The organism is Nocardioidaceae bacterium SCSIO 66511 (assembly GCA_023100825.1).
GTDB lineage: Bacteria > Actinomycetota > Actinomycetes > Propionibacteriales > Nocardioidaceae > Solicola.
On record CP095846.1, the window covers coordinates 2,311,416 to 2,334,603 of the forward strand.

The window sequence follows — 23,188 nt, forward strand, 5'->3', positions numbered from 1 at the left end:
CCGAAAGATGGATCATCAACATGCTGAGTCGCGTACGCGCGACGACCGGGGCGTGAGCGCCATCGAGTTCTCGGTCGTCGTGCCCATCGTGCTGCTGCTGATCTTCCTCACCATCCAGGCCGGCTTCTGGATGTACGGCCGCAACAGCGCGCAGAGCGCCGCGCGCGAAGGCGTTTCGTACCTGCGGCTGGCCGGCGAGCACAACGACCCACAGTCGTTCAAGCCGAAGGCCGAGCAGTACGCGTACGACTACGCGACAGACATCGGCGGGCTGGACGGCGTCGAGGTCCACTCCGATATCAACGTCGACACGGGAAAGGTGACCATGACGGTGTCCGGCTCGATGGACGCACCCGCAGGCACCTGGACCGTGACCCAGTCGGTGACCGCCACGCTGGAGAAGTTCCGTCCCGATGCGGAGTTCGGCGATGGCGACTGAACGCGAGCAGGGCACGGCGAGCCTGGAGCTGGTGATCCTCGCTCCGGTGATGTTCGCCGTGCTGTCGCTGATCCTGGTCTTCGGCCGGTACGCCGAAACCGAAGGCAAGCTCGACCAGGCGGCGCGCGACGGTGCCCGCGCGGCCACCGCCCAGAACAGCCGCTCCGAGGCCGAGACGATCGCGCGTGACGTGGTCGACGAAGCGCTCACGGACGCACCGGAGTCATGCCGCAACGACGTCGACGTCGAGTTCGACCTCGGCCCCGGCGCGTACGAGTACATCGAGGAGACCGACCCGTCGGCGGTCTCGTACATCTCGGTACGGGTGAGCTGCGACGTCGACCTGACCGATCTCGGGCCGCTGCCGTTGAACTCGGCCACCATCGACCAGACGTTCACCAGTCCACTCGACCGCTATCGAGGGGTGGCCGAATGAGGTGGCGAAGCCTCGTACCCACGCGTGACGACCAGAGCGGGTCGATCACGCCGTTCGTGCTGATCGTCACGATCGCATTGTTCATGCTCGCCGGCCTGGTGATCGACGGCGGGCGGCAGATGAACTCACGCTCGCGTGCGGTCGCGTACGCCCAGGAGGCATCGCGCGCCGGTGCGACGGCGATCGACCTGAGCAGCGATATCGCGGTTGTCGACAAGAACGACGCGCAGGCGGCCGCAGCGCGCTTCTGTGAGAGCGCGATGGCCCGTGATGGCGATCTCGTCGACTGCCAGGTCACGCTGGTGCCGAGCGGCAACGAGAGCGGCACCGAGGTGTACGACGTCGAGGTGAACACGACGGTGGAGACGCAGGGCATCCTGAGCGGGATGTTCGGCGTCGACGTGTGGACCGCCGACGGCGTCGCGCGCGCCCGACCGATCCAGGGCGTCACCCAGGCGCAGTCCGGCCAGGAGCTGACGATGGGCCCGCCCGAGACAGAGCCGGGAACAAGCAATCCGTTCCCGACCGGCGGCACCGATGAGCCGACGGGCGACTACACGGAGTGCAAGAAGCCGTACTTCGACCCGTACGACCCGAACCACATCTGGCACAAGGGCGATAAGCCGCTCGACCCGCCGATCACCGAACCGATGCCGACCGAGGAGGCCTTCTGCTGGCCGCCGTGGGTGGCTCCGAAGCCGAAGAAGAAGGATCCGAAGAACCCGGACAACAACGGCAACCAGGGCGATAACGGCCACCACAACGGCAACGGAGGACAGAACAGGTGAACCAGATCCGGCTTCCGTCGACGGGCGCCCCGCGCGGCCGCGGTACGGACGTACTGCTGGGGATCCTCGCCCTGCTCGGCACCGTGGTGATCGTCGTCGGGGTGCCCGTTGCGCTGTTGCTGCTCGCGGGTCCGCCGTGGCAACCCGAGATCGATGATGCGCTGGTCTCCGAGGCCTCGGTCCGTGATGTCGTTGCAGTGCTGGCGATCATCGTCTGGCTCGCGTGGCTCTACTTCTGCGTGTGCCTCGTGGTCGAGGCGGTGGCCGAAGGTCGCGGCGGGCGGATCGCACCACAACTACTCGGCGGAGGCGCCGGTACGCAGGCGATCGCGCGACGCCTGATCGCGACCGTCGTTCTGATCGGTGGCACCGCGACTGGGCCGGTCGTGAGCGCTCATGCGATCTCGGTGCCGGCCGACCACGGGCCGGTTGCCGAGCTGGCTGGGGAGAAGAAGGCGCCCTCCCCGAGCGCGCAACACACACCCCCGACGACCGGCGGCCAGACTCCGGCGGTGACTGCTTCCGACGGCGTGGCCCCGTACTACGACGTACGCCCGCCTGAGGGACGCAACTACGAGACGCTGTGGGACATCGCCGATCGCTTCCTCGGCAGCGGTACGCGCTACAAGGAGATCCTCGAACTGAACCGTGGCACTGTGCAGCCCGACGGGTCGAAGCTGTCCGGCACCGACCTGATCCGGGCCGGTTGGGTGCTGCGACTACCCCCGGATGCGCACGGTGCGGGTCTGCGCATCGTCGACCACAGCCTCGACTCGCTCGATCCCGTCGATGCGGGTGCGACCCCCGAGGCCGACGACGGTGAGGTGGCCGCCTGGACGCCGTTGTTCGGTGCGGCCGGAGGCCTCCTCGCGGCCGGTCTGGCGGTCGGGCTTCGCCGATACCGGGCGAGCTCAACCGTCGGCGCTCTGGTCGGTCGGCGCCTCGACCCGCCCCCCAACGGCGGGTCGTCGCGTACGCCGGAAGCCGCACTGCGCAACGAGGCGGACGAAGACTCGGCCGCGTTGCTGAACCGTGGCCTACGCGCCTGGACCGCGACGAGCGGACGATCGGTGCCTCCGATCGCACAGTGCTCGGTTTCGCCGACCGGTGTGGCGGTCTCGTTCCACGGCACGCCGGAGGTCGAACCGTTCTCCGGCTGGACGCCCGGCCGCGACGGTCACGTGTGGCTGCTCGACCGACGCGCCGGCGCACAGCTCGGTGAGCGCTCTGCTGCACCGGCGCCCGGATTGGTGGCCTTCGGATCCCGCGACGACGGGTCCACGCTCTTACTGGACCTCGACGCGTTCCGCGGCATCGTCAGCATCGGCGGCGAAGGTCATCGAGCCCGGGCGGTGGCCATGAGCTTCGCGCTCGACACCGCCACCCATCCCTGGGCCGACCGGCGCCAGGTGACCATGGTCGGGTTCGCCGACGACATCACGTCGGTCGCCGATGAGACGATCCGGGTCGTAGACGACCTCTCCCAGGCGATCTCGCCGCTGGAGCGGGTTGCGGCCGCGCAGCAGCAGGCATGCGCGAGGGTCGGTGCGCGCAGCGTGCACGACGCGCGATTCACCCACGACGACACGTTGCTCTGGCAACACCAGCTCGTCGTGTGCTCGGGCGTACCGTCGCCCGACACACTGGCTACGTTGCACGAGCTCGCCTCAGACCGACGGTCGTCGATTGCGGTCGTGATCGTCGGCGACGTGCCGAGTGCGGCGGCGCGGCTGGTCGCCACCGAGGACGGCCGGTTGACGTGCGCGCCGATCGGACTCGACGTACGCGCCCAAGGCATCGACGTGGACGCGTACCGCGGGATCGTCGACGTGTACCAACGCACCGAGTCCGACCAGTCCGGCGCCGATGGTCCCGACGGGCCGGAGACGCTCGCACCACCGGTCGATGTGAGCGAGGTCGATCCGGCGCTGTTCGACGCGCAGACCCGGCAGCCGGTGGAAGTACGCATTCTCGGTCCGGTGCGGGTCGACGGCGTCGGCCAGATCTCCGAGCCGAGGCGCGACCTGCTGACCGAGATCGCCGTGTACGTCGCATTGCAGCCCGGCGGAGTGCACACGGCCGCGCTCACCAAGGCGGTCTGGCCGCGGGGCGTACCCGAGGTGACCCGCGATGCCGAGCTCGAGCGCGTCTCGGCGTGGCTCGGACCCGAACGGTTCGGCCTCGTCGACGGACTCTGGCAGCTTCGCGGCCCGGGCGTACGCGTCGACTGGGACGTGTTCCGGGCGTACGTCGACCATGCCGAGCGGATGCCGCGAGAGGCCGAGCAGGCATTGGGTGCAGCACTCGAGCTCATCCGCGGGCAGGCCTGGATGGGGCTGCCGTTCGGCCGCTACTCGTGGTTGGCATACGACTCCGTGCAGGTGCAGGTGCCGGCGTTGGTCATCCGTACGACGCGGCGGTTGGCCGCCATGCGAGCCGACCGCGGTGACGGCGAGGGCGCCCGTGACGCGTTGCTGACCGGGCTCGACCTGGCGCCGGCATCGGAGCAGCTCTGGTGCGATGCGCTGCGCCTTGCGGAGCGGTTCGCGGCGCCGCGCGATATCAAGATGGTCGCCGACGGGATGTACGCCTCGATCGCCCGCCACGGCTCGCCGCACGGTGCGCGACCCGAGACGAACGCGCTGGTCGACAAGCTGCTACCGGGCTACCGCCGCGCCGCCTGAGCGAAAACCGGTTCGCGATCGCCGCCGGCGGCCGCGTAGGCTTGCTCGTCGGCCCCGCTGTACGCGCGTGTGGCCGCCTCCTGCACACCCGAACCGATTGTGGAGTCCTGCCATGCTGACCGTCAGCGGCCTCGAACTGCGGGTCGGCGCTCGCATGCTGATGTCCGACGTCGGATTCCGGGTCGGCGACGGTGACAAGGTCGGCCTGGTCGGGCGCAACGGCGCCGGCAAGACCACGCTGACCCGCGTACTCGCGGGGGAGGGCCAGCCGACGGCGGGCACCGTCACCAACACGGGCACCGTCGGTTACCTGCCGCAGGATCCGCGCACCGGCGACCTCGAAGTCTCGGCCCGCGAGCGCATCCTCTCCGCCCGCGGCATTGACGAGGTCGTCCGAAAGCTGCGCAAGGCCGAGGCAGATATGGGCTCCGACGACGAGCGCGTACGCGAGAAGGCCATGCGGCGGTACGAACGCGCCGATGCAGAACTGCACGCCGGCGGCGGGTACGCGGCCGAGTCGGAGGCGGCCACGATCGCGGCCAGCCTCGGGCTTCCGGACCGCGTGATGGGCCAGCCTCTCGCCACCCTCTCCGGTGGACAGCGGCGGCGGGTCGAACTGGCTCGTATCCTGTTCTCCGGCGCCGACACTCTGCTGCTCGACGAGCCGACGAACCATCTCGACGCCGACTCGATCGTCTGGCTGCGCGACTTTCTGAAGGCCCATCACGGCGGCCTCGTGGTGATCAGCCACGATGTCGCGTTGCTCGACCACACCGTCACCAAGGTGCTGCACCTCGACGCCAACCGAGCCGAGGTCGATGTCTACAACATGGGCTGGAAGTTGTACCTCCGCCAGCGCGAGACCGACGAGCGCCGGCGCAAGCGCGAACGCGCCAACGCCGAGCGCAAGGCCAGCCAGCTCCAGGCGCAGGCGGCCAAGATGGGCGCGAAGGCGACCAAGGCAGTAGCCGCGAAGAACATGGCCCGGCGCGCCGAACGGATGCTGTCGGGTCTCGAGGCCGAGCGGGCCGCAGATCGCGTGGCGCACATCAAGTTCCCGTCGCCGGCGCCCTGCGGCAAGACACCGCTGCAGGCCGCCGAGCTGAGCAAGTCGTACGGCTCCCTGGAGATCTTCACCGACGTCGACCTCGCCGTCGACAAGGGCAGCAGGGTCGTCGTGCTCGGTCTCAACGGCGCGGGCAAGACGACGCTGCTGCGCATTCTCGCGGGTCTCGACAAGCCCGATACCGGGCAGGTGCAGCCGGGGCACGGCCTCAAGATCGGCTACTACGCACAGGAGCACGAGACGCTCGACCTGCGGCGTACGGTGCTGGAGAACATGCAGTCATCGGCGCCGCAGCTGACCGACACCCAGGCGAGGAGCGTGCTCGGCTCGTTCCTGTTCACCGGTGACGACTCCCACAAGCCGTCGTCGGTGTTGTCGGGCGGAGAGAAGACCCGGCTCGCACTCGCCACCCTGATCGTCTCGGCCGCGAACGTGCTGCTGCTCGACGAGCCGACCAACAACCTCGACCCCGCTTCGCGTGACGAGGTGCTGCGTGCAATCCGTACGTACGAGGGCGCGATTGTGCTCGTCACGCACGACGAGGGCGCCGTCGAGGCGCTCGAGCCCGACCGGGTGCTCATCCTGCCCGAAGGCGACGAAGACCTCTGGTCCGATGAGTACGCCGAGCTGATCAGTCTCGCCTGAGGGTGTAATTGACCCCTTTTGCGGCCATGATGGATGGGTGCGACTTCTTGTAACCTGCACCGACGTCGACGGGAGCCTGACGTGACGACCACAGCGCAGCGCATGCGCGGACTGGCGGCCCTTGTCGCCCTTGCCGTTCTGATCCTGGGTGTTCCCTGGGCTCTGTGGACGTACACGGGCGGTGCGCCGTGGGATGCAGTGGCACAGCCCGGCGACTGGCTGAGCAGTGAGCTCGACAACTCCGCAATCGTGTCGATCCTGACGCTGGTCATGTGGGCCGCCTGGGCGTACTTCGTGGTCTGCGTCGCCGTCGAGGTCGTACGCGCACGTCAGGACCGCCCGGCGCCGAGCGGCGGAGTCGGTGCCCAGCCGCTGGCGCGACGCCTCGTTGCGTCGGTGCTGCTGCTGATCGGCACGGCCACCGTTGCGGCACCCGCAGCCACGGCTGCCTCCGGCGGCGGTTCGGACGCCCCGGCGGTGCAGCAGAGCGTGCGGGCCGCCTTCGCCAAGATCGAGCAGGCGCAGCGCGTACCCGCGAACGCGCAGGCCGGCGCCGCAACCTCGGCCGGGGGCGGTCTCGCTCAGAATACGGCTGCCACCGCGGCCAAGGGCGACGTCGCGTACTACGTGCAACCGCCGCGCGCCGGCAACTACGACTGCCTCTGGGACATCGCGGAGCGCACCCTCGGCGACGGGATGCGCTGGCATGAGATCTACAACCTGAACAAGGGTGTGCTGCAAGAGGACGGCAACCGGTTGATCGATCCCGATCTGATCTACCCGGGCTGGCGGATGCAGCTGCCCGATGACGCTCGGGGCCCGAACGTCATCCGCCCCGACGGGCAGTCGCAGGGCAACAACGGCAACGCTGCGCACAACGGGTCGACCACCCAGCAGGGCGAGGGAGAGGTCGCCTTCGAGGGTTCGGCCGAGGGCGCCGCCGAGACGTCCTCGAGCCCGGCGGCGAAGGAAGACCACTCGACGTTGTACGCCCAGCTCGGGCTCGGCGGCGGTCTGATCGCCGCGGGTCTGCTGTGGGGCCTGCGCCGCCAGCGCGGCTGGAACGGCGGCGACCCGCCCGGGCGCGGTACGCCGTTCGACGAGGAGTACTCGCTGCAGCTGCGGGCCGACCGCCCGTCGGCGATGTTCGCCGACCGCGCCATGCGCTCGATGGGACGTCGCGGCGCCGGTGCGCGACCGAGCGTCGCTCGGCTGGGCGCTGAGCACCTGAGCATACGTTTCGACGGCGTCGCCGGGCCGCCGGCGAAGGGGTGGAGCCCCGGCGCGGATGCGTACGAATGGACGACCACCGCCGACGCCCTGCCCGGCGACCACGTCGACGGACCGTCTGCCGCGCCGCAGCTCGCGTGCATCGGCGTCGACGGGTCCGAGCAGGTGCTGGTCAACCTGGCCGCCGCCGGCGGTGTCGTTGCCGTCAGCGGTGATCGCCGGGTCGCTACCGAGATGGCGCGCTCGATCGTCGTCGACCTTGCAACGCATGCGTGGGCAGACGTCATCGAGGTGATCGCGGTCGGCTTCCACGAAGATCTCCTGCCGCTCGGAGGCGGGCGGTTGCGCCAGTTCGAGTCACTCGACGACGCCATCGCGCACGTACGCGGGTCGGTCCAGCACCGGCTCAGCGAGCGGGTGATCGTATCCGCCGAAGAGCCGTCACGTACCCAGACCGCGGCTCTGACCGGCTTCGCGACAGATCAGGCGAAGCCCGTCGGCGTGTTCTGCTGCGGCGAGGTCGACCGGGCCGGTCTGCGGCTCTCGGCGAACGCCGACGGCGTCGTCGTACCGGCCGGATGGGGCATGGCCCTGAACGCGCAGCGGCTTCCCGCCGCGAGCATTCCGCCGTTGGTGTCCCTCTACGGCCAGGAGGTCGTACCGGTCGAGCCCGACGCGGCGCAGGCGGTGCCGGGCTACGACCCGCGAGTCGCCGACCCGAGTGCGGGTGTCGTGGCCGATATCCGGCTGCTCGGCGAGGTACGCGTGACCGCGGCCGGTGACATCGACGAAGACCGGCTCCCGCTGGCGACCGAGATCGTGACCTGCCTCGCGCTGAATCCCCAGGGCGTGCACCAGCGGGTGCTCGAGGGCATGCTGTGGCCGCGTGGCGCCTCCGATGACGTGGTGTCGGCGGCGATGGAGACCGCTCAGACCTGGCTGACGTCGCTCAGCGGTGTCTCCGCGATGTCGTTGGCCGACGGCCGCTGGTCGCTCGATCTCAGCCGCGTACGCGTCGACTGGCATCTGCTTACGATGTGTGACGTCGATCTGGCCCGAAGCGGACTCGCTTCGGCACTCGATGGCCTGCGCTACGTGACGGATGCGCCCATGTCGGGGCTCCCGAGCGGCCGGTACGCATGGCTGCGTCCGGAACAGGGCCGACGGATCCGCGAGACGATCGTTTCGGTCGCCGAGGGTGCGGCCGGGTCGGCGTCCGACAACGGCAGGCATGAGGACGCGGTCGAAGCGCTGCGCACCGGCCTGCTCGGCGTACCCGATGCGGAGGTCCTGTGGCGGCGGCTGCTGCGACTCACCGCAGCGCGCGACGGTGACCTGGCGGCCGTTGCCGACGAGATGTTTGCCACGTTGGGTCGGTGCGGCTCGCCGCGCGGGCCCGAGGGCAGCACGCTCGCACTCGTCGACGACCTCCTGCCGAACCGCCAGCGCACCGCCTGACGGTCGGGCGTCGGGAATGTAATCGGTATTACGTCGGTTGACCTCACCGGGAGGTGAGGCCGATGAATCCAAACACCTGGCGCTCGCTCACGAACGATCCGACCGTTCTGCGGCAACGTGTCACAAGGGGCACGACCCGACGCATTCTGACCTACGCGCGTCCGTACCGTCGCCAGATCGCGGCGTTCCTGGTGCTCGTGGTGCTCACTGCCGGGCTCACGGTGGCGACGCCGCTGCTGTTCAAGTCGATCATCGACGACGGCGTCGTACGCGGCGACACTTCGGTCGTCGTGATCCTGTCCAGCATCGTGGCGCTGCTCTCGTTCGTCGAGGCCGGTCTCGCGCTCGCCCAGCGCTACTTCTCCGCGCGTCTCGGTGAAGGCCTGATCTACGATCTGCGCTCCGAGGTCTTCGACCACGTGCAGCGGATGCCGCTCGCGTTCTTCACCCGGAGCCAGACCGGTGCCCTCGTCTCGCGGCTCAACAACGACGTGATCGGAGCGCAGCGGGCCTTCACCTCGACGTTGTCGGGCGTCGTCTCCAACATCATCAGCCTGGCACTCGTCGTCGGCACCATGATCGTGCTGTCCTGGCAGATCACCGTGGTCGCGTTCCTGCTCGTGCCGATCTTCTTGATCCCGGCCAAATGGGCGGGCAAGCGGCTGTCGGGTCTGACCCGCCGGCAGATGGAGGTCAACGCCGACTTGGGCGGCACGATGACCGAGCGCTTCCAGGTCGGCGGAGCGATGACCGTGAAGCTGTTCGGACGACCCGACGAGGAGCGCGACGGCTTCTCCGGGCAGGCCGCGCAGGTACGTGACCTCGGCGTACGAATCGCGATGACGAGCCGGATCTTCTTCTCCGCGATGACTCTGGTCGCCGCCCTTGCGACCGCTCTGGTCTACGGCATCGGCGGCGTGATGGGCATCAACGGCGTACTGACCGTCGGTACGCTGCTCGCGCTGGCCGCGCTGATGGGTCGCCTGTACGGTCCGCTGACGTCGCTGACCAACGTGCACGTCGACATCATGACCGCGCTGGTCAGCTTCGAGCGAGTATTCGAGGTGCTCGACCTCCCACAGACCATTCGCGATGCCAACGACGCCGTACAGCTGCCCGAGCACGCGCCCGCGAGCGTAGAGCTCGACCAGGTGCATTTCGGCTACGACGACGCTGACGCGACTCTGACCAGCCTGGAGGGCGTCGCACGATCCGGCCAGGCACCGACCGGCGAGGTCCTGCACGACGTCTCGTTCACGATCGAACCCGGGCAGATGGTCGCGCTCGTCGGCCACTCCGGCGCCGGCAAGACGACGGTGAGCTCGTTGCTCGCGCGGTTGTACGACGTCGACTCCGGCGCCGTACTCGTCGGCGGGCATGACGTACGCCAACTCCGGCAGGACTCCCTGCGCGACACGATCGGGTACGTCGCACAGGATCCGTTCATGTTCCACGACACCATCCGTGCCAACCTGCTGTACGCCTATCCGGATGCCACCGACGAGCAGATGCGCGCGGCGCTCACCGATGCACAGATCATCGATCTGGTCGATGCGCTGCCCGATGGTCTCGACACGGTGGTCGGCGATCGTGGGCACCGCCTGTCCGGCGGTGAGCGTCAGCGCCTCGCCATCGCGCGGCTGATGCTGAAGAGCCCGCGGGTCGTCGTCCTCGACGAGGCGACCGCACACCTCGACTCCGAGTCGGAACGGGCCGTGCAGGAGGCACTCGACCGCGCGCTCGTCGGGCGTACCTCTCTGGTGATCGCGCACCGGCTATCGACCGTACGCAATGCCGACGCGATCGTGGTGCTCGACGCCGGCCGAGTGGTCGAGCACGGCACGCATGCCGATCTGCTCGCTCGCGGAGGCACGTACGCCGAGCTGTACCGCACCCAGTTCGCGACCGACGCCGTCCCAGCGGCCGGCTAGCTGCTGGCAGCCCCGTACTTGTCGCCAGCCGCCTCGTGAGCCGCGCGTTTCTGCCCCTGATCGGGCGATTCCGGGGCTGAAGTGTGCGGCCCAGCGGGCCCGCGGGAGGTGCGGCGGGGCCGCGGGTGGGCTTCGGTCCAGGCGAAGTAGAACCAGCCGAACACCGCAAGCGCTGCGAAGAAGAACCACTGCATCGCGTAGAAGAAGTGCGGGCCCTGGCCCAGGTCCGGACGCGGCTCGGGCTCCAAGCCGTCGTCACCGGCGGGCTGCTGCTCGGTGCGATTCACGTAGCCGGGGTACGCGTCGTACGGAAGCGCGGTCTCGATGCCGGCGCTCGACACGGCGCGTACCTGCCCGTCGGTCGGCTCGATCGCGGCGGCGTCGGCGGTGCTGTCGACTCGCACCCATCCGGTGACCGTCACGGTGCCGGACGGGGGAGCGGGGATGTCGACGTCGGCCGAGTTGTTGGGGGTCGCCATCCAGCCACGGTTGACGATCACCGCCGTGCCCGATTCGGTCACCAGCGGCGTCACGACGTCGACGCCGGGGCCCTCGTCGCGGGTCTGGTACTTCTCAACGACCTCATGCTCGGTGTCGTACGTGCCGGTGACCGTCACCGGGGTCCACTGGCTGTCGGCCGGTACGGACTCGTCGTCCGGACCGATGACCTCGTCGATCGGGCGCGGCTCCTCGTCCAGATGCGCGCGTACGATCTCGTTCTCGGCGGTGCGCTGCTCATGGCGGTCGTGCTGCCAGATCCCCAGACGTACGCACACTCCGGCGAGCAGGATCACGAAGAGCGCGAACCCCAGCCACCTCGGCGAGAGGACGAATCGGTACACACCGAAACGGTACGCGCAACGCGTCGTGAGACGGCCATGGGGCTCCGTCGGGTATGGCGGCTAGGCTGGATGAATGACCCAGGATCTCGCGGCTCCGACACTGCTTGCGGACCAGTACGGCCGGGTGGCGACCGACCTGCGGGTCTCGCTGACCGATCGGTGCAACCTGCGTTGCCAGTACTGCATGCCCGCCGAGGGTCTCGACTGGCTCCCGACCGACGAGACGCTCACCGACGACGAGGTCGTACGTCTGATCCGGATCGGCGTCGACCACCTCGGTATCCGAGAGATCCGGCTGACCGGCGGTGAGCCGCTGCTCCGGCGCGGCCTCGCATCCATCATCGGCCAGGTCACGGCGCTCTCACCGCGTCCGAAGGTGTCCATCACCACCAACGCGCTCGGCCTCAAGCACACGGCCGGCGCGCTCGCGGAAGCCGGGCTCGATCGGGTCAACGTCAGTCTCGACACCGTCGACCGTGACACGTTCGCCGAGATCACCCGGCGCGATCGGCTCAATGACGTCATCGCCGGGCTCGAAGCCGCGAAGGCCGCCGGGCTCGAGCCGGTGAAGATCAACGCGGTGCTGATGCGTGGCGTCAACGACGAGCAAGCGCCGAGTCTGGTCGCGTGGTGTCTCGAACGCGGTTACCGGCTGCGGTTCATCGAGCAGATGCCACTGGACGCACAGCACCAGTGGAACCGCGACCAGATGATCACCGCCGACGAGATCTTCGCGCTGCTGCGTCCGCATTACACGCTCACGCCGAGCGGTCGCTCGCGCGGCTCGGCTCCGGCCGAAGAGTTCGCAATCGACGGCGGTCCTGCGACCGTCGGCATCATCGCGTCTGTGACCCGGCCGTTCTGCGGCGACTGCGACCGCGTACGCCTGACGGCCGACGGCCAAGTACGCAACTGTCTGTTCGCCCGCGAGGAGTCCGACCTCCGCAGTGGCCTGCGGGGTGGAGCGTCCGACGCCGAGCTCGCGCAGCAGTGGCGGGACGCCATGTGGATCAAGCGTCCCGGCCACGGCATCGACGACGAGGGCTTCCTGCAGCCGGCGCGTCCGATGTCGGCCATCGGCGGCTGAAACCCCGCTGACACGTGAGAAGTGTCGTGCCGACACGCGACTTCCAGCTCCCATAACCCGCGGGTGAGCGGGGTATTTCTCGCGGGTCAGGGCGAGGGTGAGAAGGGCTCCGTCGCCTTCCAGAACCCGCGCGCCGACAGGAACGTACGCAGGTGTTCCTCGTGCTCGTCACAGGCGAGCCAGGTCTTGCGCCGATCGGGCGTGTGGATCTTCGGGTTGTTCCAGAGCAGCTGATACTGCGCTGGCGCAGTACAGCCCTTGGCCGAGCAGACGGGGTCGATACTTCCTGCGTCACTCACCCGGTCAGCGTACGCGGCCACAAAACGGCCCCTGGAAAGGGCGATGCCGGACAGCCACGGGGGGAGCCATCCGGCATCTGACAACCTCGACGGGGGAGACGAGGCGTCGGCACCGGACATTACACGACCGTGACCTAGTTCGCATCCCCCTGCGTCCCACTTTCCAAACTGCCTGCCGGCGTACGGCGATACGGCTCCGCAGAACCGGTACGGCGCTGCGATGCGGTGTTGGCCAGTACGACCGCGATGTACGGCAGCAGCACCGCACCTGCGACGAAAATCCAGCGCAGCGGACCGGTCGCGATGACCGCCGCTACGAAGCACACGGTGCGAATGCCCATCGAGATCAGGTAACGCATCTGGCGTCGATGCAGGTCGACGCTGCGCCCGGGCTGGGCACTGGTGATGTTGACCGCGTCATGCGCGTGCGGGTCCATACCTCTACGGTACGCCGCGCCGGCGGTGTGGGTGAAGATGGAGTCCCACGAAACCGAGGAGAAACCATGAGCGACCGCACCTATCGCGTCACCGAGATCGTCGGAACGTCGCCGGACGGCGTCGACCAGGCGATCGAGAACGGCATCGCCCGCGCGGGCGACACGCTGCGCCACCTCGACTGGTTCGAGGTGACCGGCGTACGCGGCCAGATCGTCGACAAGGAGGTATCGCACTACCAAGTCACGATGAAGCTCGGTTTCCGCCTCGAGGACGACGAGTAACCGATACCGGCAAGTAGCCGATAGCGTTTGCGAGGCGTTGCCGTCCGGCGCGTCCGACGTATGAGCGAGAGGTACGACGTGGGTCGATCGGTACTGGTCACGGGAGGCAATCGCGGGATCGGGCGCGCGATCGCGCAGCGGTTCAAGGACGCGGGCGACCAGGTCGCCGTCACGTACCGCAGCGGGGAGCCGCCAGCCGGTTTTCTGGGTGTGCGTTGCGACGTCACGGTGCAGGAGCAGGTCGATGAGGCATTCGCGACCATCGAGGCCGAACACGGCCCGGTCGAGGTGCTGGTGGCCAACGCCGGCGTCAACCGCGACACCCTGCTGTTGCGGATGAGCGACGACGACTGGGCGACTGTGCTCGACACCAACCTCACGGGCTCGTTCCGGGTCGCGAAGCGTGCCGCCAAGGGCATGTTGCGCCTTCGCCGCGGCCGGATCGTGTTCATCTCCTCGGTGGTCGGGCTGCTCGGCAGCGCCGGCCAGGTCAACTACGCGGCCAGCAAGTCCGGTCTCGTCGGTATGGCGCGTTCCATCGCGCGTGAGCTCGGTAGCCGCTCGATCACAGCCAACGTCGTTGCGCCGGGATTCACCGAGACCGAGATGACCGCTGAGCTGCCGGAGGCCAAGCGCGAGGAGTACAAGGCCTCGATCCCGCTCGGCAGGTACGCCGACGTCGAAGAGGTCGCCGGTGTCGTCGAGTTCGTCGCGTCGGAGCAGGCGGGCTACGTCACGGGCGCGGTGATCCCGGTCGACGGCGGCCTCGGCATGGGCCACTGAGAGAACAGGAGCACACGTGGGAATCCTCGACGGTAAGAAGCTGCTCGTCACCGGCGTGACGATGGACAACTCGATCGGGTTCGCGGTCGCGCGTACGGCCCAGGACGAAGGCGCCGAGGTGGTCGTCTCCAACTTCGGCCGTGCCCTCGGCATCACTCGGCGCATCGTGAACCGGCTGCCGAAGCCCGCCGAAGTGATCGAGCTCGACGTCACCGACGACGATCACCTCGCCGGCCTTCCTGCGCGCCTCGAGGAGACAATCGGCGGACTCGACGGCATCTTCCACTCGATCGCGTACGGCAACCCGGAGACGATCCTCGGCGGACGCTTCGTCGGTGCGCCGTGGGAAGACGTCGCGCACGCGGTGCAGGTCTCCGCGTACTCCCTGATGTCGCTCACGAACGCCGCCCGGCCGCTGCTCGGGCGCGGGAGCTCCGTCGTCGGCATGACCTTCGACGCGACGGTCGCTTGGCCCGCGTACGACTGGATGGGCGTGGCGAAGGCCGGCCTGGAGTCGTGTTCGCGCTACCTCGCCCGCGACCTCGGACCCGACGGCATCCGGGTCAACCTGGTGTCGGCCGGACCGTTGAAGACGCTTGCCGCCAAGGCGATTCCCGGCTTCGAGGAGATCGAGACGATCTGGAGCGATCGCGCGCCGCTCGGCTGGGACGAGAAGGACAACGAGCCGACCGCACGGGCCGCGGCCGCACTGCTGAGCGACTTCTTCCCGGCGACGACGGGCGAGATCGTGCACGTCGACGGCGGATACCACGCGATGGGCACCTGAGCGGTGTCGCGCCGACTGGTGCTGGTCCGGCACGCAAAGACTGTGTCAGCGGCGGCCAGCGACGCCGAACGCCCGCTGACAGAGCGCGGCCGCCGCCAGGCAAGTCTTCTCGGTACGCGCCTCGCCGAGCAGCGGCTCGGCGTCACACACGCGCTGGTGTCACCGGCCGTACGCGCGCGTGAGACATGGAGCGGCGTAGCGGCCGGCCTCGACGGGGCGACACACGAGCTCGTCGACGACCTGTACGTCGCGACACCCGACGATGTGCTCACCGCAGTACGCACATCGGGCTCGGTGGCCGACACCCTCGTGGTCGTCGGGCACAACCCGACGATCGCCGACCTCGCGTGGCTGCTGGCCGGCGACGTGCCGGGAGGCGCGTACGACGAGCTGCGCTCCGGCGGCTACTCGCCGAGCACGACGACGTTGTTCGCCGCCGAGAGCGAATGGGAAGACGTCGACCAGACCTCGCTCGGGCTGATCGGATACATCCCGCCGCTGGCCTGATCGAGATCGGCGGCGAAAGGCACGGTCAGGGAGTCAGCTCGCCGGCTTCCTCGTCCGCGGCCTCGACCTCTTCTCGGGTGATGCCGAGCAGGTAGACGATCGCGTCGAGGTACGGCACCGACACAGACGTATCGGCGGCCTCGCGGACGACCGGCTTCGCGTTGAAGGCGATGCCGAGCCCGGCAGTCGCGAGCATGTCGAGGTCGTTCGCGCCGTCGCCGATCGCGACGGTGTTGGACAGCGCGATGCCCGAGTCTTCGGCGAAGCGTCGCAGCGCGGTCGCCTTGCCAGCGCGGTCGACGACCGGGCCGATCAGCCGACCGGTGAGCCGGTCGCCGTCGACCTCCAGCCGGTTCGCGGCGGCGTAGTGGATGCCGAGATCCTCGGCGATCCGGTCGACGACCTGGGTGAAACCGCCGCTGACCATCGCGAAGCGGTAGCCGAGGCGCTTGAGGGTACGAATCATGGTGCGAGCGCCGGGTGTGTAGACGAGCGACTCGTAGACGTGGTCGAGGGCTGCGACGGGTACACCCTCGAGCAGCCGGACGCGGGCGCGCAGGGAGTCGGCGAAGTCGAGCTCACCTCGCATCGCCGAGGCAGTCACGGCGGCGACCTGATCACGGAACCCGGCGTGGTCGGCGAGCATCTCGATCACCTCGCCCTGGATGAGCGTGGAGTCGACATCCATGACGACGAGCCGTTGCGCGTGGCGGTGGATCCCCGTCGGGCTCACCGCGATGTCGACCTCCTGGCGTACGGCCTCCTGCGCCAGCACCATCTGCAGATGCTCGGGGTCCGAACCCGACACATCGAGATCGATCGCGGTCACTGGATAGCGCGCCATTCGTACGATCCGGTCGATGTTGGCACCCGCCTCGGCGATGCGACCGGCGACGCCGGCGACCGCTTCCGGTGTGAGCGGCGAGCCCAGCACGGTCACATGCGTACGCCCGATGCGCCGGGGGCGGTTGTCGCCCTCGCCGCGGACGACCTCGACCTCCATGCCGAGCGACGCCGCGACGGACTGCATCGCGTCCGCGAACCCGTCGCGGTCGACGGGTTCGGTGAACAGCACGCCGAGCACGAGTCGCCCGCGCAGCAGCAGCTGTTCGATGTCGAGCACCTCTGCGTCGAACCCGGCGGCGGCCTCGAAGACCCGCGAGGTCACACCGCGGTGATCGCGGCCGGTGAGGGTGACGAGGAGGGTTGGCGCCGAAGGATCGGGCTTGGGCATGAGGGGAACGTTCATCGCACCCTGAGGTTAGCGCTGCCCGGGAGCGTCGCAGGCGGCAACCACCGCATGTCGGGCGGCCCGGTGCAGGGCGGTGGTCGTCCGACGCCGCGCCTGGCCGTCGGCGACGCCGACTGCGCCTCCCTCGTCGGCCAGGGCGAGCTCGCAGATGCGCAGGCAGCGCACGGCGAGTGCTGCCACTCGCTGAGCTCTGTCGTCGTACCCGGGTGGCAGCATGCCGTCGCGCGCCGCACGCAGGTCGGAGAGCGCATCGGCGATCTCCGGACGCCAACGGGCGACGTCGAGCTCGGCGAGCTCGCGTCCGGTCTCGATGAGCTGTTCGCGCAGCGTCCGCTCCGCCTCGGCGAGTGACTGCGGCGGGGCCGGGTGCGCGGCGTACGCCGCCCAGAACACCCCGCGTCCCACGGCCGACGGCACGAGTCCGAGCGAGCAGCCGTCGAGTACGACCGCTTCCTCGGCGTCGATCGCGACTTCGTTGAACTCTCTGGGACCGGCGAGTCCGGTCGGGTCGCCGGGCGCCGGCAGGGCGAGCGTTGCCCGGGCTGCACCCCGCCTGCGGAGCTCCGGCCAAGCTCGATCCAGAGCAACGATCTCGTCGGTCAGCCCGGTCACGTCGTGTGCCGCGTCGTCACCGCGTACGGCGTCGACCGCGTCGTCGAGTGGCGCGTACCCGGCGAGCCAGGCGTTGAACCATGCAGCCAAGAGGGCGGATCGGGGGAGGAGCGTCATGGGCGCCCGTCGGAGACCGTGTGCACGTGACTATTATCCAGCGTGGGCCCGAACGTTTCGCGGGCCGTACGCAGGCGCGAGATCCGCGAAGGGAGATCATGGCCTCGGTCATCGAGCTCGTCGACACCACGATCGTGCGCGGCGGACAACGGATTCTCGACTCCGTGACGTGGACGGTCAACGACGACGAACGCTGGGTCGTGCTCGGCGCCAACGGTGCCGGCAAGACGACCGTGCTCCAGGTCGCCGGTGCGCAGATGCATCCGACCAGCGGCGTTGCAGGCATCCTCGGCGAGGTGCTCGGCACGGTCGACGTGTTCGAGCTGCGCCCGCGGATCGGCCAGTCGAGCGCCGCGCTTGCCGAGAGAGTCCCGCGGGCCGAACGCGTACGTGATGTGGTCGTATCGGCCGCGTACGCCGTGATCGGCCGATGGCGCGAGGAGTACGACGACCTCGACCTCGAGCGCGCCGACGAACTACTCAGGCAGGTCGGCATCGGACATCTCGCCGAGCGGAGGTTCGGCACGCTCAGCGAGGGTGAGCGCAAGCGCACCCTGATCGCCCGCGCGCTGATGACCGATCCGGAGCTGATGTTGCTCGACGAGCCCGCGGCCGGTCTCGACCTCGGCGCCAGGGAGGACCTCGTCTCGACCCTCGAGCAACTCGCCGCCGACCCGGACGCACCGGCACTCGTGCTCGTCTCACACCACGTCGAGGAGATCCCGCCCGGGTTCACTCACGTACTGCTGATGCGGCACGGACGCGTCGTCGCGGCCGGGCCGATCGACGAGGCGCTCACCGACGCCAACCTCACCTCGACCTTCGAGACACCGCTGACGCTCACCCGGGTCGCGGGCCGGTACGCCGCGCGCCGCGCTGCGTGAGACCGCGCATCGCCGACCAACCGAGAGCCGCATACGTGCGGTGCATTCGCACCTGAGTCCACTAGGGTATTGGCCGTGTCCGAGTTCTTCGACTGGCTGAGCGACAACGCGTGGGTCGGTTGGGCCGGAGCGGGGGTCCTACTCGCGATCGCAGAGATGGTGAGCCTCGATCTGGTTCTGCTGATGCTCGCGGTCGGCTGTTTCGCCGGGTCCGTCACCGCCGTCGCCGGCGGGTCGGTGGTCATCGCGAGCGTGATTGCGATCGCTACGTCGGTGGCGATGCTCTACTTCGTACGTCCGTCGCTGATCCGCCGCCTCCACGGCGGCCCGGAGCTCGCGACAGGCACGGCCGCACTGGTGGGTAAACCCGCGGTCGTCGTGGCCCGGATCGGCGCCTCGGGCGGCCGGGTGAAGCTCGCCGGCGAGGTGTGGACGGCGCGGTCGTACGACCCGTCGGTCGAGCTGGAGCCGGGCACGGAGGTCGCGGTGCTGGAGATCGACGGCGCGACCGCAGTGGTTTTCCCGCAGGACTGAGTGGCCCCAACGACACGACGTACGTACGCAGCAAGAAGTCTCGGATCGGACCCGAAAGGACCATTGAGTGGAACTCGCAGTTTCCATCTTCCTTGTCTTGATCGCCTTGTTGGTGATCGTGACGCTTGCGAAGACGATCAAGATCATCCCGCAGGCGCGCAGCGGGATCGTCGAGCGCTTCGGTCGGTACAAGAAGACTCTGAACCCGGGTCTGAACTTCTTGACCCCGTGGATCGAGAAGGTGCGCTACGTCATCGACATGCGCGAGCAGGTCGTGTCGTTCCCGCCGCAGCCGGTCATCACCGAGGACAACCTGGTCGTCTCGATCGATACGGTGATCTACTTCCAGGTCACCAACCCGGTCACCGCCACGTACGAGATCGCGAACTACATCCAGGCCATCGAGCAGCTGACGATGACCACGCTCCGCCAGATCACCGGTGGCATGACCCTCGAGCACGCGCTCACCGGGCGCGACCAGATCAACGGCTCCCTGCGCGGCGTACTCGACGAGGCGACCGGGCGCTGGGGCATCCGCGTCAACCGGGTCGAGCTGAAGGGGATCGACCCGCCTCCGTCGATCAAGGATGCGATGGAGAAGCAGATGCGCGCCGAACGCGATAAGCGCGCCGCCATTCTCACCGCAGAAGGCGGTCGGCAGTCGGCCATTCTGACCGCCGAGGGTGAGAAGCAGAGCTCGATCCTGTCCGCCGAAGGTGATCGTGAGGCGGCGATCCTACGCGCGCAGGCCGAGCGTGAGGCAGCGATCCTGAAGTCACAGGGTGAGGGCCAGGCGATCCAGACGGTGTTCCAGGCCATTCACGACGGCAACCCGGACCAGTCGTTGCTCGCGTACCAGTACCTGCAGATGATGCCTCGCATCGCGGAGGGCGACGCGAACAAGGTGTGGATCGTGCCGAGCGAGATCGGCAAGGCACTCGAGGGTCTCGGCCACGCGGTCGGTGCGATCCCCGATCACACCGAGGGACCACAGAAGCGGGTCAGCCTCAACGAGCCGGTCGCGGAGGTTTCCGATGAGCGGCTGAGTGCCACCCACGATGCGGTCGCCGAGGCGATCGAAGACGCTCGCAGCGCCGCGGCGCCCGGTGGTGGCGGGTCGCGTCAGCGCCAACAGCAGTCGGAGCAGGGTCAGTCGACTCCGCCGCCGGCAGCGGCACCACCGACACAGTCCGGGCCTCCCGCGGGGGCACCGCCGAGCGGGCCGACCCAGCAGCAGCGGCCGCCGCGGCCACAGGATCCGCCGGCGAGCCCACCGCCCGGTCGCCAGCCTCCGCGCTGATCTCGCCCGCTGGGCATGACGTACGCGCGGGCGTACGTCATGCCCAGCGAGGCAGGTAGGTCAGTGGCGGTACGTGCCGACCGTGATCGCGCGAGCCAAGGTCTTGAACGCGAGGTTGAACGAAACGACCGCGGGGCTCACGTCGGAGTCGACGCCGAGCGACTCCTCGGATACAGCGTGTACGACGTAGAAGTAGCGATGCACCTGGTCGCCCTCGGGCGGCGCGGCTCCCGTGTAGGCGAACGTCCCACCATCGTTTCGTACGTGGAATGCCTTGCCCGGTAGGTCGTCGTTGCTCGCACCGATGCCCGCCGGCAGCTCTGTCGTCGTCGCGGGCAGGTCCACCAGCACCCAGTGCCAGAACCCGGACGGCGTCGGCGCATCGGGATCGAAGCAGGTGACCACGAAGCTCTTCGTCGCTTCGGGGAACTCCGACCAATGCAGCTGCGGCGAGGTGTTGCCGGCAGCCGCCACCTGCGCGTCGCTGAGCGGCTCGCCGTCCGTCACGTCGTCGCTGGTGACCGAGAATGCCTCGACCCGCGGCAGCAGGTCGTACGGGTTGGGGGTGACCGGACGGTCCAGGCTCATAGATTCTCCATACAAGAGTGCGGCACTTGCCCCCGACGCTACCGCTCGTCTTGAAACGTGGGCGACCGCGTAGGTACCCGCGACTGGCCGTGTAGCGTCGGTCAGCAGTCAACGAACCCCGAACGGTACCGATATGACGACGACTTCGCATCCGCCCGCAGACAACGCCCCGCCCTATCCGGTCGGCCTGCTGTTTGCCGGCAAACGCGTCGTAGTGGTCGGCGGCGGGCAGGTGTCGCAGCGACGTATTCCGGCCCTGCTCGCTGCGGGCGCCCGCGTCACGGTCGTATCGCCTGATGTCACACCGGCCATCGAGGGTCTTTCCGCCGGCGCCGAGATCGAGTGGCAGCGGCGTGGCTTCCGAGCGGGTGATCTCAGCGGGGCGTGGTATGCGCTCGCGCTGTCCGATGACGCCGCGGTCAATGCTGCGGTTGTGGCGGAGGCCGATGCGCAGCAGACGTTCTGCGTACGCGGTGACGATGCCGTGGCCGGATCGGCGTGGACCCCGGCGACAGGGCGCTTCGACGAACTGACCGTTGCGGTGATGGCCAACCGAGACCCGCGCCGATCGGCGGCCGTACGAGACGCGCTCGTCGATGCCCTCCGCAGCGGCGAGGTGACGGCGCCGCACCACCGAGACAAGCGTCCCGGGGTCGTCCTCGTCGGCGGCGGACCGGGCGACCCCGAGCTGATCACGCTCGCCGGCCGACGCGCATTGGCGGAGGCCGATGTGGTCATCGCCGACCGGCTGGCACCGCGCGAGCTACTCTCCGAGCTCCCCGCCGACGTCGAAGTGATCGACGCGACCAAGTTGCCGCGAGGTCGGGCCGCACAACAAGAGGAGATCAACCGACTTCTCGTCGAACATGCGCGCGCTGGCAAACGCGTCGTACGCCTCAAGGGCGGCGACCCGTTCGTGTTCGGACGCGGCATGGAAGAGCAGATCGAGTGCGTACGCGCGGGCATCGAATGCACGGTGATTCCCGGCATCACCAGTGCGATAGCCGTTCCGAGTGCGGCCGGCGTGCCCGTGACGCACCGGGGTGTCACGCATGCGTTCACGGTGGTCTCCGGGCATCTGCCGCCCGGCCACCCCGACTCACTCGTGGACTGGTCTGCTCTCGCCCGAGTCGGTGGCAGCGTCGTGCTGCTGATGGGCGTCGACAACCTCGCGGCGATCGCCGCGGCGATGATCGATGCCGGCCGCGCACCGGATACGCCCGTCGCTGTCGTCCAGGAAGGCGGGATGCCGACCGAGCGGAGGCTCCGCTCGACCCTGCTACACGCGGCCGAAGACGTCGCCTCGGCGCGGATCCGACCACCCGCGGTCGTGGTGGTGGGAGAGGTCGTCGACGTCCTGGAGGACGCAGTCGCCGATGGTTGAGCGGGTGGAGATCGACGACGCCGGTGACCCGATGCTTCGCGACTACGTCGGTCTGCGCGATGTTCAGGCGCGACGGTCGCTCGAGGTCGAGCACGGGTTCTTCATCGCCGAGGGGGAGAAGGTCGTACGTCGCGCACTCGAGTCGGGGCACCGGCCGCGTTCCTTCCTGATGGCGCCGCGTTGGCTGGACTCTCTCGGCGATGTGCTCGACGACCACGACGTGCCGTGTTTCGTGCTCGATGAGGCCGCGATAGAAGGCGTAACGGGGTTTCACGTCCACCGTGGAGCATTGGCGTCCCTCGAACGCCCCGAGCCGCGCTCTGCCGACGACGTGCTGCGAGACGCGAGCAGGGTCGTCGTCATCGAGGACGTCATGGACCACACCAATGTCGGGGCGATCTTCCGCAGCGTCGCCGCACTCGGGTTCGACGCCGTGCTGCTGTCTCCGCGCTGTGCAGACCCGCTCTATCGACGCTCGATCAAAGTCGCGATGGGCTCGGTGTTCTGGCTGCCGTACGCGCGCCTCGACGACTGGTACGCGGCGCCGGATCTGCTTGCTCGGCACGGGTTCCAGCGAGTCGCGATGGCGCTGGACCCCGAAGCGATCGACCTGGCGCGGCTGGACGTACGCGACCGGATCGCCCTGCTGGTCGGCTCCGAGGGCCACGGCCTGTCGCCCCGATGGCAGACGACTGCCGACGACGTCATGATGATCCCGATGGCGGCCGAGATCGACTCGCTGAACGTCGCGGCATCGGTCGCGGTTGCGTGCTGGGCCATCCGAGAGGCGCGTACCCGCTGACCGGTCGGCGAGCG

23 protein-coding genes are annotated in these 23,188 nt (G+C 68.9%); 17 read left to right on the forward strand and 6 right to left on the reverse strand.

From position 1 onward, the window contains the following. Nucleotides 1-7: 7 nt before the first annotated feature. From MU582_10830 to MU582_10860, 7 genes are all read left to right on the forward strand, one after another. Nucleotides 8-439: a pilus assembly protein gene (locus tag MU582_10830; GenBank protein ID UPK72945.1), complete on the forward strand. Its 432-nt coding sequence runs from the start codon at nucleotides 8-10 to the stop codon at nucleotides 437-439. Next, on the forward strand, nucleotides 429-875 hold the full coding sequence (locus tag MU582_10835; protein ID UPK72946.1) for a pilus assembly protein: 447 nt from the start codon (nucleotides 429-431) through the stop codon (nucleotides 873-875). Before MU582_10830 ends, MU582_10835 begins: the two co-directional genes overlap by 11 nt. Then, nucleotides 872-1,663, forward strand: coding sequence for a pilus assembly protein TadG-related protein (locus MU582_10840; GenBank protein ID UPK72947.1), 792 nt, complete (start codon nucleotides 872-874; stop codon nucleotides 1,661-1,663). Before MU582_10835 ends, MU582_10840 begins: the two co-directional genes overlap by 4 nt. Continuing rightward, nucleotides 1,660-4,347 carry a LysM peptidoglycan-binding domain-containing protein gene (locus MU582_10845; protein UPK72948.1) on the forward strand — a complete coding sequence of 896 codons (2,688 nt, stop codon included), beginning with the start codon at nucleotides 1,660-1,662 and terminating at the stop codon, nucleotides 4,345-4,347. Before MU582_10840 ends, MU582_10845 begins: the two co-directional genes overlap by 4 nt. Nucleotides 4,348-4,459: 112 nt before the next feature. Then, the gene (locus tag MU582_10850) at nucleotides 4,460-6,058 is read left to right on the forward strand and encodes an ATP-binding cassette domain-containing protein (GenBank protein ID UPK72949.1); all 1,599 of its coding nucleotides are present in this window, start codon (nucleotides 4,460-4,462) and stop codon (nucleotides 6,056-6,058) included. An 81-nt stretch (nucleotides 6,059-6,139) separates the two neighbouring features. Beyond that, complete coding sequence (locus MU582_10855) at nucleotides 6,140-8,746, forward strand: LysM peptidoglycan-binding domain-containing protein (protein UPK72950.1); 2,607 nt, start codon at nucleotides 6,140-6,142, stop codon at nucleotides 8,744-8,746. Between the two features lie 62 nt (nucleotides 8,747-8,808). Continuing rightward, nucleotides 8,809-10,677: an ABC transporter ATP-binding protein/permease gene (locus MU582_10860; protein UPK72951.1), complete on the forward strand. Its 1,869-nt coding sequence runs from the start codon at nucleotides 8,809-8,811 to the stop codon at nucleotides 10,675-10,677. On the opposite strand, the gene MU582_10865 is transcribed toward MU582_10860, so the two are convergent. Then, nucleotides 10,674-11,519, reverse strand: a complete 846-nt coding sequence (locus MU582_10865) for an SURF1 family protein (GenBank protein ID UPK72952.1) — start codon at nucleotides 11,517-11,519, stop codon at nucleotides 10,674-10,676. The genes MU582_10860 and MU582_10865 overlap by 4 nt on opposite strands. Before the next feature lie 73 nt (nucleotides 11,520-11,592). Between MU582_10865 and moaA the strand changes: the two genes are divergently transcribed. Further along, the gene (gene moaA, locus MU582_10870; GenBank protein UPK72953.1) at nucleotides 11,593-12,606 is read left to right on the forward strand and encodes a GTP 3',8-cyclase MoaA; all 1,014 of its coding nucleotides are present in this window, start codon (nucleotides 11,593-11,595) and stop codon (nucleotides 12,604-12,606) included. 86 nt (nucleotides 12,607-12,692) lie between these two features. On the opposite strand, the gene MU582_10875 is transcribed toward moaA, so the two are convergent. Further along, nucleotides 12,693-12,905: a hypothetical protein gene (locus MU582_10875; protein ID UPK72954.1), complete on the reverse strand. Its 213-nt coding sequence runs from the start codon at nucleotides 12,903-12,905 to the stop codon at nucleotides 12,693-12,695. A 134-nt stretch (nucleotides 12,906-13,039) separates the two neighbouring features. Continuing rightward, the gene (locus MU582_10880; GenBank protein ID UPK72955.1) at nucleotides 13,040-13,342 is read right to left on the reverse strand and encodes a DUF3099 domain-containing protein; all 303 of its coding nucleotides are present in this window, start codon (nucleotides 13,340-13,342) and stop codon (nucleotides 13,040-13,042) included. Nucleotides 13,343-13,408: 66 nt separating this feature from the next. Here MU582_10880 and MU582_10885 point away from each other — a divergent pair, with 66 nt between their 5' ends. The 4 genes from MU582_10885 to MU582_10900 are packed head-to-tail and all read left to right on the forward strand — an operon-like array spanning nucleotide 13,409 to nucleotide 15,701. Next, on the forward strand, nucleotides 13,409-13,624 hold the full coding sequence (locus tag MU582_10885) for a dodecin family protein (GenBank protein ID UPK72956.1): 216 nt from the start codon (nucleotides 13,409-13,411) through the stop codon (nucleotides 13,622-13,624). A 60-nt stretch (nucleotides 13,625-13,684) separates the two neighbouring features. Further along, the gene (locus MU582_10890; GenBank protein ID UPK72957.1) at nucleotides 13,685-14,407 is read left to right on the forward strand and encodes a beta-ketoacyl-ACP reductase; all 723 of its coding nucleotides are present in this window, start codon (nucleotides 13,685-13,687) and stop codon (nucleotides 14,405-14,407) included. A 16-nt stretch (nucleotides 14,408-14,423) separates the two neighbouring features. Continuing rightward, nucleotides 14,424-15,194 carry an enoyl-ACP reductase FabI gene (gene fabI / locus MU582_10895; GenBank protein ID UPK72958.1) on the forward strand — a complete coding sequence of 257 codons (771 nt, stop codon included), beginning with the start codon at nucleotides 14,424-14,426 and terminating at the stop codon, nucleotides 15,192-15,194. Between the two features lie 42 nt (nucleotides 15,195-15,236). Further along, the gene (locus MU582_10900; GenBank protein ID UPK72959.1) at nucleotides 15,237-15,701 is read left to right on the forward strand and encodes a histidine phosphatase family protein; all 465 of its coding nucleotides are present in this window, start codon (nucleotides 15,237-15,239) and stop codon (nucleotides 15,699-15,701) included. A gap of 25 nt (nucleotides 15,702-15,726) precedes the next feature. Here the strand turns inward: MU582_10900 and serB are convergent, their stop codons facing one another. Then, nucleotides 15,727-16,950, reverse strand: a complete 1,224-nt coding sequence (gene serB, locus MU582_10905) for a phosphoserine phosphatase SerB (protein ID UPK72960.1) — start codon at nucleotides 16,948-16,950, stop codon at nucleotides 15,727-15,729. Between the two features lie 12 nt (nucleotides 16,951-16,962). Then, on the reverse strand, nucleotides 16,963-17,682 hold the full coding sequence (locus tag MU582_10910) for a hypothetical protein (GenBank protein UPK72961.1): 720 nt from the start codon (nucleotides 17,680-17,682) through the stop codon (nucleotides 16,963-16,965). 98 nt (nucleotides 17,683-17,780) lie between these two features. Between MU582_10910 and MU582_10915 the strand changes: the two genes are divergently transcribed. From MU582_10915 to MU582_10925, 3 genes are all read left to right on the forward strand, one after another. Then, the gene (locus MU582_10915; GenBank protein ID UPK72962.1) at nucleotides 17,781-18,566 is read left to right on the forward strand and encodes an ABC transporter ATP-binding protein; all 786 of its coding nucleotides are present in this window, start codon (nucleotides 17,781-17,783) and stop codon (nucleotides 18,564-18,566) included. A 75-nt stretch (nucleotides 18,567-18,641) separates the two neighbouring features. Further along, a complete protein-coding gene (locus tag MU582_10920; GenBank protein UPK72963.1) occupies nucleotides 18,642-19,100 on the forward strand; it encodes an NfeD family protein in 459 nt (152 codons plus the stop codon). 67 nt (nucleotides 19,101-19,167) lie between these two features. After that, nucleotides 19,168-20,400, forward strand: a complete 1,233-nt coding sequence (locus tag MU582_10925; GenBank protein ID UPK72964.1) for an SPFH/Band 7/PHB domain protein — start codon at nucleotides 19,168-19,170, stop codon at nucleotides 20,398-20,400. A gap of 60 nt (nucleotides 20,401-20,460) precedes the next feature. Here the strand turns inward: MU582_10925 and MU582_10930 are convergent, their stop codons facing one another. Continuing rightward, complete coding sequence (locus MU582_10930) at nucleotides 20,461-20,988, reverse strand: YbhB/YbcL family Raf kinase inhibitor-like protein (protein ID UPK72965.1); 528 nt, start codon at nucleotides 20,986-20,988, stop codon at nucleotides 20,461-20,463. 133 nt (nucleotides 20,989-21,121) lie between these two features. Between MU582_10930 and cobA the strand changes: the two genes are divergently transcribed. Both cobA and MU582_10940 read left to right on the forward strand, forming a co-directional pair. Continuing rightward, nucleotides 21,122-22,372, forward strand: a complete 1,251-nt coding sequence (gene cobA / locus MU582_10935) for a uroporphyrinogen-III C-methyltransferase (GenBank protein UPK72966.1) — start codon at nucleotides 21,122-21,124, stop codon at nucleotides 22,370-22,372. Then, nucleotides 22,365-23,174 carry an RNA methyltransferase gene (locus MU582_10940; GenBank protein ID UPK72967.1) on the forward strand — a complete coding sequence of 270 codons (810 nt, stop codon included), beginning with the start codon at nucleotides 22,365-22,367 and terminating at the stop codon, nucleotides 23,172-23,174. Before cobA ends, MU582_10940 begins: the two co-directional genes overlap by 8 nt. Nucleotides 23,175-23,188: the final 14 nt, after the last annotated feature.